This window comes from Paraburkholderia sp. BR10936 (assembly GCF_040965735.1).
GTDB classification, from domain to species: domain Bacteria; phylum Pseudomonadota; class Gammaproteobacteria; order Burkholderiales; family Burkholderiaceae; genus Paraburkholderia; species Paraburkholderia nodosa_A.
This window is the reverse complement of sequence record NZ_JBFRCM010000009.1, coordinates 134,821-147,047: the sequence shown is the minus strand read 5'-3', so window position 1 is coordinate 147,047 and position 12,227 is coordinate 134,821. Positions and strand designations below refer to the sequence as shown.

Below are 12,227 nucleotides of genomic sequence, written 5' to 3'. Positions count from 1 at the left end.
TAGTCGCTCCAGCCGCGCCGTCGAAGCGTTACTTCTGCAATTCGGGCGCCGTCGCGAGCGCCGACTGCAACCTGGTCACCGCATCGGCCGTTGCAAGCTGGCCAGCCAGGCTGAAGTTGCGCTTGAACTCACTAAACTCCGCGTGGCCGGTTCCCGTCACGTCCGTTGTGGTCACGGTCTGGCCGCTCGGGTCCGTGACGGTGCAGGCAAGCGTGACCGAGAAATCCGTGGGCGGCCAGGTGAGAAGGCTAGGGGACGACGACGTCGTCTTGATCGTCGGCGTGATCACGTAGTCGAGATGCTTGGCCTGAATCGTTGCCGCATCCGGTGCGCTTTTGAGCTTGGTCACGTTCTTGAACACGTGACCGAGTCCAACGTACATCGGCAGTTCGAGGTCGTGGTACGGGTGATAGCTCACCTTGTCGCCGCCGCCGCCGGGCGTGATCACTTCCTTCGACAACTCGTCGTCCGTAATCACGAGACCCACGGACTTGTCGAGCGGTTGCGTCGAGAGCGTCGGAATCTTGCTTGCGTCGCCGGTCAGCGAAATTTCGTGCGCACAGCCTGAAAGTGCGGCGACCACGCTTGCCGCTGCGATCATTCGAATCATTGTCATGGTGTTCGTTCCCCGGTGTAGGCTGGTTGAGTTATTGGATTGCCTGAATGAAGGCAGGGTCGGCGTAGAGTTCGCCGAGCAACTTCTGCACGGCGAGCGGATATTCTTCGCGCGCCTTCGGTACTGCGATCATGGCCGCGAACGCCGAATCCCATTGCGTGTGCGCGGATTTCACCTGGTCATAACGCACGCTGCCCGATCGCATCACGATGAAGCGTGCCGACAGTCGTGCAGCGCCGGTTGCAACGCCGACGTCGATGTCGTTTTCCAGTAGCGTCGCCTTGATCTCGACATCGCTTTCCGGAGAAAGCTTGCCGGCCATCTGCAATTCCTTCGTCATTGCATCGGCAAGATAGGCGCCGAATGAATTGCCGACCGGCGACTTCAAGCTATTTGCACGCAAGGGAACCGGATACGGATTTTTTGCGTCTGCCTGGGAATCGAATGCGCCGACTTTCGCGTGCGCTGCGGTCACGTTCTTGAGCGACTGGATATTGTCGACGTCGGGAGAGTACGGCGGAGCGACCACAGCACATGCGGTCAGAAACAGGAGCGGCGTGATCACGCCGATGGTTCGCACGGTGTTGAACATATTTGTTTTACCTTGTGATTGCGGAACTCTGCTGCCTCGGAGACTTTCGGTCTTGTGCGCCGGATCAGTTTTGGTCTCCTGGAGGAATATCGGCGCTGAATTGCGAATCTTGAGTCTGCGAGACTGCGCACCGATGCGCCTACGAGTGCTGGCGCACGCAACATAAGCGCGCTGCAATCTCGCCGCGCTAGCATGGTTCCGCAGCACGCTGCGGCGCGCTCATCCCGTCGGGACACGAGACCATAATGAACAAGAAACGTCTGCCCCTGATCATTTTGCCAATGACGCACATGCCAGGCGCCCCGGGCGACAGTCACTGACTCGCGCAGCGCGTGGGCCAGGCGCTCGAAGTGCCTGCGAAATCAGGCCCGAAGCGCCGCGAATGCTATGCTCTCGGTCGCCTGAGCAAATGCACCTGCATTTGCGCCCCCACAGCAAGCGATTTTCTACATGACGACTCTCATCAAGCGCGCCTCAGCCGAGGCCCGCGCATTCAAGCAAACCGGCAACGCGACGCAATCGGGCGACACCGCGAGCAAGACCGCAAAGGTCACGAAGCGCCCGCACCGCGCCGCTGCCGCCGCTGCCGCCGAAGAACTCGACAACGCCCCGGTCATCGAAACGCCGCGCAAGCCGCGTTTCGCGCCGGTCACGTTCTCGGAAGAGAACGGCGTGCGCTATCTGCACTTCGGCACGGAGTGGGTGCAGGGCGCGATGCGTCTGGCGAAGCCGCTGCACATCGAACTGGAATATGCGCAGCAGATGATGGCCTGGCTGCTGTTCCTGGCCACGCCCGAGCGCATCGTGCAACTGGGTCTGGGCGCCGCCGCGCTCACCAAGTTCGCGCACCGCTATCTGCGTCCCGCGAAGGTCGAGGCGATCGAACTGAATCCGGCGGTCGTGGTGGCCGCGCGCACGATGTTCGATCTGCCGTACGACGACGCGCGCCTCACCGTGCGCGAACTCGACGCGTGGGACTTCGTGCAGGATCGCGCCAATCACGGCACCATCGGCGCGTTGCAGATCGACGTGTACGATGCGACCGCGCGCGGCCCGGTACTCGACAGCGTGGCGTTCTACCGCGCCGTGCGTGCCTGCCTGACCAATGCGGGCGTTGCGACCATCAACCTGTTCGGCGACCACCCGAGCTTCGTGCGCAACATGAAGCGCCTGAACGAAGCCTTCGAGGGCCGCGTGATCGCGCTGCCCGAAGTGCACGAAGGCAATCGCGTGGCGCTCGCGTTCTCGGGCCCGGCGCTCGAAGTCACCTTCGATGCGCTCGAAAAGCGCGCGCGTCTGCTCGAAAGCAAGCTCGGCCTGCCGGCGCACCAGTGGGTCAAGGCGCTGCGCGAATCGAGCGGCCAGCACGGCGCAACGTTCTCGATCTGATCCGCGCGAACGGCGGCAACGCCGTTGCGGCACGGAAAACCGGCTTCAGGGGCATCCCTTGGCCGGTTTTTTTTCGCCTGCTCGCCTGCATAGCGCATTTCCGGCCAATTATCAGGACGCGGCTCAAGCCGTTGGCTCTTGACAACGTCCTCGGAATTGGGGTCCGCCCTGCTTGACCGTGCGGCGTGGCCTCGATACTCTTTTCTGCGCTTTCGGGGACCTTGCGGACCATCCGTCCGTGAGGCCATCGGCCGCCTCACGCCGGGCGGCGGACCGCAGACAAAGCAAGGCCGCATAACTACATAAGCAACGAGGAGACGTCATGGCTCACGACGCCGACGCCGGAAAACCAAGCAAGCATTGGCTGTGGCTTTTGCTGCTGCCCTGGATCGCCATGGTCTGGGTGCCGTCTTACAACAGAATCGAGCCCACTCTGTGGGACTTCCCGTTTTTCTACTGGTATCAGCTTCTCTGGGTGCTGATCAGCGCAGTCATTACCGCGCTCGTCTACTTCAAGACGAAGACCCGCAAGGGCGATGAAGGGGGCGCGCAATGAACGTCACAGCAACGATTGTCTTTATCCTGTTTTTCCTCGGCGTCACGGTGCTCGGCTTCGTCGCCGCGCACTGGCGCAAGGGCGACCTCGCGCACCTCGAAGAGTGGGGCCTCGGCGGCCGCCGTTTCGGCACGATCGTCACCTGGTTCCTGCTCGGCGGGGACCTCTACACCGCGTACACCTTTATTGCCGTGCCGGCGCTCGTGTTCGGTGCGGGCGCAACGGGCTTCTTCGCGCTGCCGTACACGATCCTGATCTATCCGTTCGCGTTCGTCGTGTTCCCGAAGCTCTGGGCCGTCGCGAAGCGCCATCAATACGTCACCTCGGCCGACTTCGTGAGCGCGCGCTATGGCAGCCGCATGCTCGCGCTCGCCATCGCCGTGACGGGCATCGTCGCGACCATGCCGTATATCGCGCTGCAGCTGGTGGGTATCGAAGTGGTGATCGGCGCGCTCGGCTTCGACACGACGGGCTTTGTCGGCGACCTGCCGCTCATCATCGCGTTCGCGATTCTCGCCGCGTACACGTACACGTCGGGCCTGCGCGCGCCGGCCATGATCGCCGTGGTGAAGGACATCCTCATCTACATCACGATCATCGTCGCGATCATCGTGATTCCCGCGCAGATGGGCGGCTTCGGCCACATCTTCGGCGCGGTGCCGCCGGCCAAGCTGTTGCTCAAGTCGCCGGACGCCACGAGTCTGAACGGCTATAGCGCCTACGCGACACTGGCGGTAGGGTCGGCGCTCGCGCTGTTCCTGTACCCGCACTCGGTCACGGCCATCCTGTCGTCGTCGTCGGGCAACACCATCCGCCGCAATATGGCGATGCTGCCGGCGTACTCGCTGGTGCTCGGTCTGCTCGCGCTGCTCGGCTACATGGCGCTCGCCGCCGGCGTGAAGGACATGCCCGAATTCGCGCCGTACTTCAAGGCCTTCGGTCCGAACTTCGCGGTGCCGGCGCTGTTCCTGCACTTCTTCCCGTCGTGGTTCGTGGGCGTGGCGTTCGCGGCCATCGGTATCGGCGCGCTGGTTCCCGCGGCGATCATGTCGATTGCGGCTGCTAATCTGTACACGCGCAACATCCACAAGGAGTTCATCAACCGCAACATGAATCACGAGCAGGAGACCAACATCGCCAAGCTGGTCTCGCTGATCGTGAAGGTCGGCGCGGTGGCGTTCATCCTGGGCCTGCCGCTCACGTACGCGATCCAGCTGCAGCTGCTCGGCGGTATCTGGATCATCCAGACGCTGCCCGCCATCGTGCTCGGTCTCTACACGCGCATGCTGGACTATCGCGGTTTGCTGATCGGGTGGGCGGCCGGCATTGCCACGGGCACGTGGATGGCGATCTCGCTGCAGTTGAAGGGCTCGATCTTCACGATCCACCTGTTCGGCATGGCGATTCCGGGCTACGCCGCGGTGTGGTCGCTGATCGTGAACCTCGTGGTCGCGATCGTCGTGTCGGCCCTCGTGCACGTGGTCGGCATGCAGAAGGGCGCGGACCGCACGCGTCCGGAAGACTATCTCGACGTCGTCGAGGGCTGATGTCCCCATGCCCGGCGCGAGCCGCGGGGCGTGGCGTTAGCGAAAATGCCCGCAACACAACAGTTGCGGGCATTTGTTTTTCTGGTGCACGATGATCGCTGATCCGGCTCACGTTCAGCCCGTGCCATGGCCTCGTCCCAAACCGAATCCCGTTCCCGATCCGGGCGCAGCGGCGCGCAACGCCTGCGGGCGCCGCGCTGCCGCTCGCGTCTCGCGCGCATGTGGCGCGCGTTGGCCTCGCCGTACTATCGCTACCGCAACGCCAAGGTGATCCACAGCGTGCGCGTGGGTCTCGCCATGCTCGCCTCGATTCTCGCCACGTCGGGCATCCATATTCCGCACGGCATCTGGGCGTCGGTCACGCTGCTCGTCGTGATCGGCGGACTGCAGCACCAGGGCAACATCCGCAAGAAGGCCGCCGAGCGCGCGCTCGGCACGCTGCTCGGCGCCGTGATCGGGCTCTCGCTCATCGCCGTGCAGGCCATTTCCGGTTCCGTGGCGCTCACTTACGTGCTGATGTCGCTCGTCGCCGCCGTGTGCGGCTACTACGCCATCGGCAAGCCCGGCTACGTCGCGCTGCTGGCCGCCATCACCATGTGCATCGTCGCGGGGCACGGCGACAACCTCATCGATACGGGCCTCTGGCGCACGCTCAACGTGATCCTCGGCATCGTCATCGCGCTCGTGTTTTCGTTTGCGTTGCCGCTGCACGCGACGTATTCGTGGCGCTACAGCCTCGCCGACAATCTGCGCGACTGCGCGCGCGTCTATGCGCAGGTGGCGAACGGCGTGCACGTCGACGCCGACGAGCAGGTGCAGACCTTCATGCGCCTGAACGCACGGCTCGTGCAACTGCGCGCGCTGATGCCCTCGGTCGCCAAGGAGATCGACATGCCGCTCGCGCGGCTCGAACAGGTGCAGCGCCTGCATCGGTCGCTGCTGAGCGCGCTGGAGATGCTCTGTACGGGCACGGGCAGCTACGAGCAGGCGCTCGTGCGCGTGGCGTTCGCCGAGCGCAGCGAGACCGTGCGCCGTGCGCTGCTCGCCACGGCGCGGGCGCTGCGTTTTGGCGGCGGCCGTCACCCCGAGGCGGCGCAGCAGGCGCTGCGCACGGTCGGGGCACGGGCAGAGGGCAGTGGCGGGGGCGACGGCGTGGCCGAGTCCGACCAGGAAAGCACGCAGGCTCTGCCGCAGGGCTGCCCCGAGCCGCAGATGCAGGGACCCTACTGGCTGAGCCTGCGTGTGGAGGAGCAGGTGGAGCGCCTGCGTGCGCTCCTGCTCGAGACCGAGCCGCGCTGGAACATCGAGCGCGCCGCGACGCACCGCATGGTGTGACGCCGGGCGCGCTTCTCCGGTCGCGCCGGCGGACGATCAGGCGGGCTGCTCGTGCGGTGCCGAGACCATCCACGGCACGCCGAACTTGTCGGTCAGCATGCCGAAGCCGGGCGACCAGAAGGTCTTCTGGAACGGCATCGTGACCGTACCGCCTTTGGCGAGCGCGTTGAAGTAGCGTTCGGCCGTGGCGAGGTCGGACCCGGTCAGCGAGACGCCGAAGCCGAGGAACTTGTCGTTCTGCGTCATGCAGCCGCCGTCGGACACCATGATCTGCGCATCGCCGATCTGGAGCGTCGCGTGCATGATCTTTTCAGCGAATTCAGGCGGCATGGGGCGCGCGGGGTCCGGCGGCGCTTCCTTGAAGCGCATCTTCATCACTTCCTTCGCGCCGAGCGCTTCGCCATAGAACGCGATCGCTTCATCGCAGTTGCCGGGGTAAAAGAGATAGGGCTGGATTTGCATCGTCGGTTTCCTTGCGGACGGGACGTTGGCCGGCCTTGATCGTGCGATTCCGTGCGAGGGTGTGCACGGGGCCGGATCGCGCGGCGGGTTGCGCCGCTGCCCTGATTCTAGGCGCGCGCGATGACGTGACCGAGCGGTGTGTCGTCAGGGTTTGCGAGCGTGCAGACGGGAACGGTCGTTGCAGTCCGCCCCGTAAAACAAAGGGCCGCACGTGCTCCCTGTGCGGCCCTCCTCGGTCATCGATACGGCAATGCGCGCTGCGTGGGCGCGCCGGCGCATTACTTCGCGCGCAGTTCTTCGATCATCTTTTCGAGCTTGATCGCGTCTGCGGCGAACGCGCGGATGCCTTCGGCGAGCTTTTCGGTCGCCATGGCATCGTCGTTGAGCTGGAAGCGGAACGACGACTCGTCCACGGCCACGCGCTCGATCTTCGCGTCCTTGAACGCTTCCGGCGAGAGCTTGCGCTCGACCTTCTCGTTGCTGTCGTGGAGCTTCTGCAGCAGGTCCGGGCTGATGGTGAGCAGGTCGCAGCCGGCCAGCTCGACGATCTGGCTCGTGTTGCGGAAGCTTGCGCCCATCACCTCGGTCTTGTGGCCGAACTTCTTGTAGTACGCGTAGATCTTGCGCACCGACTGCACGCCCGGGTCGTTTGCGCCGCCGTCCTTCGCGTCGTCCCAGTCGGCCCCCTTGGCCTTCTTGTACCAGTCGTAGATACGGCCCACGAACGGCGAGATGAGCTGCGCGCCCGCTTCGGCGCACGCGGCGGCCTGCGCGAGCGAGAACAGCAGCGTCATGTTGCAGTGAATGCCATCCTTTTGCAGCGCTTCGGCGGCGCGGATGCCTTCCCAGGTGGAGGCGAGCTTGATCAGCACGCGTTCACGGCCGATGCCGGCCTGCTTGTACAGGTCGATGATGTGGTGCGCCTTGTCGATCGACCTTTTCGTATCGAACGAGAGGCGGGCATCGACTTCGGTCGAGACGCGGCCCGGGATGATCTTGAGGATTTCGGTGCCAAAGGCGATCAGCAGATGGTCGATGATCGACTCGAGCGACTCGCTCGCGTGATCGCGCACGGTTTTTTCGAGCAGCGGACGGTACTCGGCTTTCTGGACCGCCTTGAGGATCAGCGACGGGTTGGTCGTCGCGTCCTGCGGCTTGTACTGCACGAATTGCTGGAAGTCGCCCGTATCGGCGACGACGGTGGTGTACTGCTTGAGCTGGTCGAGTGCGGTAGTCATGTCAGGCCTTGTGGGCGCGTGCGCGCCTGCATCGGTGAGAGTTGAACGGCCGGCGCGCTTCAGGCGTGAACCCGAGGTGCGCCGGGCGGAACGAGAAAGGCGCTGCGCCTTTGCGGCACGGCCCGCGCGGATTGGGCGGGGAACCGGGTGGGGCGCATCTTGCCGCGCGTCCGGGCGCGGCTCACATCGTCATTTTATGGCGGAAACGCATGGCGTTGCGTTTCGCGCGGGCAGGGCGCATGACAAACGCGCCGCGCACACCGTGCCAGCGGCGTTGGCGGGCGCACGCGGCGGGGGCTCGCCCGCGTCAGGCGCGCCGCGCGTTGAGCACGAACTGTGTCATGACCCCAGCCACGAGCCCCCAGAACGCCGCGCCGATGGACAGCAGCGTAAGCCCGGAAGCCGTCACCATGAAGGTGATGAGCGCGGCTTCGCGCTCCCTCGGGTTCTGCATGGCGTTGGTGAGGCCGCTCATGATCGAGCCGAACAGCGCAAGCGCCGCGATCGACACCACGAGCGCCTGCGGGAACGCCGCGAACAGTGCCGCGATGGTCGCGCCGAAGGTGCCGGCGATCAGGTAGAAGATGCCGCACCAGACGGCCGCCATGTAGCGCTTCGTGCGGTCTTCGTGGGCGTGCGGGCCGGTGCAGATCGCCGCCGTGATCGCGGCGAGGTTCACGCCGTGCGAGCCGAACGGCGCGAGCACGAGCGAGGCGATGCCCGTGGTGGCGATCAGCGGCGAGGAGGGCGCGGCCGTGTGGTCGTAGCCGTCGGCGCGCAGCACGGCGATGCCGGGCACGTTCTGCGAGGCCATCGCCACGACGAAGAGCGGAATGCCGATGCTCACCACCGCGGTGAGCGAGAACGCTGGCATCGTGAACACGGGTCTGGCCACCGCCACGCGGAAATGGCTGAAGTCGAGCAGCCCGAGCATGGCGGCGGCGGCGATGCCGATCACGAGCGTCGCGACGATCGCGTAGCGCGGCACGAAGCGCTTCACGAACAGATAGCCGAAGAACATCGTGAGCACGAGCGGCGTCTGCACCTGCGCGGCGTGGAAGATCTCGATGCCGATCTCGAACAGGATGCCCGCGAGCAGCGCCGCCGCGATGCCCGCGGGAACGCGCTTCATGAGCGCGTCGAACCAGCCGGTGAGGCCCACGGCCGTGAGCAGCACGGCGCAGACGAGATAAGCGCCGATCGCCTCGGCATAAGGCACGTGCGGCAGCGAGCTGATGAGCAGCGCCGCGCCCGGCGTGGACCACGCGATCACGATGGGCGCGCGCAACCACAGCGACAGGCCGATGGTGGTCAAGGCCATGCCGATGGACAGCGCCCAGATCCACGAGGAGATCTGCGCGTCGGACAGATGCGCGGCCTGGCCGGCCTGAAACATCAGCACGAGCGAGCTGGTGTAGCCGGTCATCATCGCGACGAAGCCGGCCACGATCGTGGCGACCGAGGTGTCGGCGAAAGGCCGCAGCGGTCCCGGCCTGAACGCCGCTGGCAGGTCGGGGGAAGAGGGGGCGGTCATGCGGTTGGTCTCCGGATTTTGCGTAGGTATGACGGCATCGGGCGGCGCGGCCTGAACACACCTCAGGCACGCGCCGCCTCGAACAAGCGGAAAGGGCGGGAGTGCTGGCGCCTATTTGCTCAGCACGCGCATGGCCGTTTCGAGCCCGGCGACGGTGAGCGGGTACATGCGGTGGCCGAGGATCTCGCGGATGATCGACACCGACTGGCGGTACTCCCATAGTCGCTCGGGCTCGGGGTTGAGCCAGGCGAAATGCGGGAACTGGTCGGCGAGGCGGCGCAGCCACACGGCGCCCGCTTCGGGGTTGTTGTACTCGACCGAGCCGCCCGGCTGCAGCACCTCGTACGGGCTCATGGTGGCGTCGCCCACGAAAATGAGCTTGTAGTCGGGTGTGAACTTGTGCAGCAGGTCCCACGTGGGCGTGCGCTCGGCGTGGCGGCGGCGGTTGTTCTTCCACAGGTGGTCGTACACGCAGTTGTGGAAGTAATAGAACTCGAGATGCTTGAACTCGGCCTTGGCAGCCGAGAACAGCTCCTCGGTGCGCTTGATGTGATCGTCCATCGAGCCGCCCACGTCGAGCAGCATCAGCACTTTCACGTTGTTGTGGCGCTCCGGCACCATCTTGAGGTCGAGCCAGCCCGCGTTCGCGGCGGTGCTGCGGATCGTGTCGCCGAGGTCGAGTTCTTCCGCCGCGCCTTCGCGCGCGAAGCGGCGCAGGCGCCGCAACGCGACCTTGATGTTGCGCGTGCCGATTTCGACCTGGTCGTCGTAGTCGCGGTACGCGCGCGCGTCCCACACTTTCACGGCGCTGCGCTGGCCGCCTTCGCCGCCGATGCGGATGCCTTCGGGGTTATAGCCGCCGTGGCCGAAGGGCGACGTGCCGCCCGTGCCGATCCACTTGCTGCCGCCCTCGTGACGCTCCTTCTGTTCTTCGAACAGCTCTTTGAGGCGCTCCATGAGCTTGTCGAGGCCGCCCATCGCCTCGATCTGCGCGCGCTGTTCGGGCGTGAAGTCGCGCTCCAGTCGCTTCTTGAGCCAGTCTTCGGGGATCTCGAAGGCCAGTTCCGACTTCTTCTCGATGCCGCGAAAATACGCGCCGAACGCCTGATCGAAGCGGTCGAAGTACTGCTCGTCTTTCACGAGCGTCATGCGCGCGAGATAGTAGAAGTCGTCGAGCGAGGGCGCGATCACGCGCGCCTTGAGCGCTTCGACGAGCGTGAGGTACTCCTTCACGGAAACCGGCAGCTTCGCGTCGCGCAGCGTGTAGAAGAAGTCGATCAGCATGCGGTGTCTCCGGCTTTCGCGCGCGGTTTCCCGGTCAACGGTTGTGGCGGTTCATGTAGATGAGGCGCTCGAACAGCGTCATGTCCTGCTCGTTCTTGAGTAGCGCGCCGGCGAGCGGCGGCATGGACTTCGAGCCGTCGACCGCGCGCAGCGCCGAGGGCGGAATCTCTTCGGCGAGCAGGAGCTTGAGCCAGTCGAGCAGTTCCGAAGTTGAAGGCTTCTTCTTCAGGCCCGCGACGTTGCGCAGTTCGAAGAAGCTTTCCATGGCCGCGTTGAGCAGTTCCTTGCGGATGCCCGGATAGTGCACCTCGACGATACGTTGCATCGTCGCCGGATCGGGAAAGCTGATGTAGTGAAAGAAGCAGCGGCGCAGGAAAGCGTCGGGCAGCTCCTTCTCGTTGTTCGACGTGATGATGACGAGCGGACGCTGTTTCGCCTTGATGAGCTGGCGCGTCTCGTAGACGTAGAACTCCATGCGGTCGAGTTCGCGCAACAGGTCGTTCGGGAACTCGATATCGGCCTTGTCGATTTCGTCGATCAGCAGCACGCTTTGCTCGTCCGACTCGAACGCCTGCCACAGCACGCCTTTCACGATGTAGTTGGCGATGTCCTTCACGCGTTCGTCACCGAGCTGCGAGTCGCGCAGGCGCGAGACCGCGTCGTACTCGTAGAGCCCTTGCTGCGCCTTGGTGGTGGACTTGATGTGCCACTGCATGAGCGGCATACCCAGCGCCGCGGCCACTTCTTCGGCCAGCATGGTCTTGCCCGTGCCGGGCTCGCCCTTGATGAGCAGGGGGCGTTTCAGCGTGATCGCGGCGTTGACCGCGAGCTTGAGGTCGTCGGTGGCGACGTACTGCGATGAGCCTTCGAAACGCGTGGCGCGCATGGTGAATCCGCTCGCTGGGAAAAAAGCCCAGTATAAGTCAGATGGGGTGTTGCGTCGGCGCGCCACCGCGTATCGTTGGGTCCGCACTTTGGGGCACGGTCGCTAGGGCCGTCAGCCGCCTCGCGACGGCGCGCGGCGGGTCCGTTGCGCGTGCCAGGGTTCCTCCGGGTTGTCTGCGGGCGAGGCCGCGCGACAGGGCGCTGCGTGGCCGCCGCGGGCCCGTCGCGGGGCCTCGCGATGCGCTCCGAGGCCCGCCAGGCGTGGCGCGGCCGGTGGACGGGCGGCGCGGCGTCGCGGTATACTCGGACCGATTTTTTTCGGCCTGCACGGCGACCCCAAAAGTAAAACAGCAGTAATGCGGCGCAGGCCGTGGCCTGCGGTTCGGGCGTTCGAATCCCCTCAAGCCAGGTTGGATGCTATGAAAAAAATTGTCGGCAAGCACGTCATCACGGGCGCAATCACCATGCTGGCGTGCTTCGCGGTCACGGCTCACGCGGACATCGTGGGCAACGCGAAGGCGGGTCAGGACAAGGTGGCGATGTGTATCGGCTGTCATGGTATTCCCGACTACCGCACCGCTTACCCCGAGGTCTACCACGTGCCCATTCTGGGCGGCCAGAACGCGCAGTACATCATGAACGCGTTGCTCGCCTACAAGAAGGGCGACCGGCATTTCGAGACGATGCACGCGATCGCGTCCTCGCTCACCGAACAGGACATCGCCGACATCGCGGCCTACTATGCGTCGCAAACGGCCGCGTCGAAAGACAATCCGAATAAATAACCGG

General features: G+C 64.9%; 12 protein-coding genes. 5 read left to right on the top strand and 7 right to left on the bottom strand.

The window, feature by feature from the left end:
- Positions 1-28: 28 nt before the first annotated feature.
- Together AB4Y36_RS20125 and AB4Y36_RS20120 are read right to left on the bottom strand one after the other, a co-directional pair.
- On the bottom strand, positions 29-616 hold the full coding sequence (locus AB4Y36_RS20125) for a hypothetical protein (RefSeq protein WP_069265370.1): 588 nt from the start codon (positions 614-616) through the stop codon (positions 29-31).
- Positions 617-647: 31 nt separating this feature from the next.
- Positions 648-1,415, bottom strand: coding sequence for a hypothetical protein (locus AB4Y36_RS20120; RefSeq protein WP_368683914.1), 768 nt, complete (start codon positions 1,413-1,415; stop codon positions 648-650).
- A 243-nt stretch (positions 1,416-1,658) separates the two neighbouring features.
- On the opposite strand from AB4Y36_RS20120, the gene AB4Y36_RS20115 reads away from it, so the two are divergent.
- From AB4Y36_RS20115 to AB4Y36_RS20100, 4 genes are all read left to right on the top strand, one after another.
- Complete coding sequence (locus AB4Y36_RS20115; protein WP_368683913.1) at positions 1,659-2,597, top strand: spermidine synthase; 939 nt, start codon at positions 1,659-1,661, stop codon at positions 2,595-2,597.
- A 322-nt stretch (positions 2,598-2,919) separates the two neighbouring features.
- Positions 2,920-3,153 carry a DUF3311 domain-containing protein gene (locus tag AB4Y36_RS20110; protein WP_342920986.1) on the top strand — a complete coding sequence of 78 codons (234 nt, stop codon included), beginning with the start codon at positions 2,920-2,922 and terminating at the stop codon, positions 3,151-3,153.
- On the top strand, positions 3,150-4,700 hold the full coding sequence (mctP, locus tag AB4Y36_RS20105) for a monocarboxylate uptake permease MctP (protein WP_069265366.1): 1,551 nt from the start codon (positions 3,150-3,152) through the stop codon (positions 4,698-4,700). The genes AB4Y36_RS20110 and mctP overlap by 4 nt, the downstream gene beginning before the upstream one ends.
- A gap of 219 nt (positions 4,701-4,919) precedes the next feature.
- Positions 4,920-6,035, top strand: a complete 1,116-nt coding sequence (locus AB4Y36_RS20100) for an FUSC family protein (protein WP_368683977.1) — start codon at positions 4,920-4,922, stop codon at positions 6,033-6,035.
- A 36-nt stretch (positions 6,036-6,071) separates the two neighbouring features.
- On the opposite strand, the gene AB4Y36_RS20095 is transcribed toward AB4Y36_RS20100, so the two are convergent.
- The 5 genes from AB4Y36_RS20095 to AB4Y36_RS20075 form a co-directional block, all read right to left on the bottom strand.
- Entirely contained in the window at positions 6,072-6,497 is a 426-nt protein-coding gene (locus tag AB4Y36_RS20095) for a VOC family protein (protein WP_342947921.1), read from the bottom strand.
- Positions 6,498-6,775: 278 nt separating this feature from the next.
- The gene (gene tal, locus AB4Y36_RS20090; RefSeq protein WP_069265363.1) at positions 6,776-7,735 is read right to left on the bottom strand and encodes a transaldolase; all 960 of its coding nucleotides are present in this window, start codon (positions 7,733-7,735) and stop codon (positions 6,776-6,778) included.
- Positions 7,736-8,042: 307 nt separating this feature from the next.
- Positions 8,043-9,269, bottom strand: coding sequence for a benzoate/H(+) symporter BenE family transporter (locus AB4Y36_RS20085; RefSeq protein ID WP_368683912.1), 1,227 nt, complete (start codon positions 9,267-9,269; stop codon positions 8,043-8,045).
- A gap of 111 nt (positions 9,270-9,380) precedes the next feature.
- The gene (locus AB4Y36_RS20080) at positions 9,381-10,553 is read right to left on the bottom strand and encodes a VWA domain-containing protein (protein WP_133181986.1); all 1,173 of its coding nucleotides are present in this window, start codon (positions 10,551-10,553) and stop codon (positions 9,381-9,383) included.
- Between the two features lie 34 nt (positions 10,554-10,587).
- Entirely contained in the window at positions 10,588-11,439 is an 852-nt protein-coding gene (locus AB4Y36_RS20075) for a MoxR family ATPase (RefSeq protein ID WP_254319055.1), read from the bottom strand.
- A gap of 418 nt (positions 11,440-11,857) precedes the next feature.
- Between AB4Y36_RS20075 and AB4Y36_RS20070 the strand changes: the two genes are divergently transcribed.
- Complete coding sequence (locus tag AB4Y36_RS20070) at positions 11,858-12,223, top strand: c-type cytochrome (RefSeq protein ID WP_069265359.1); 366 nt, start codon at positions 11,858-11,860, stop codon at positions 12,221-12,223.
- The last annotated feature ends 4 nt before the right edge of the window (positions 12,224-12,227 follow it).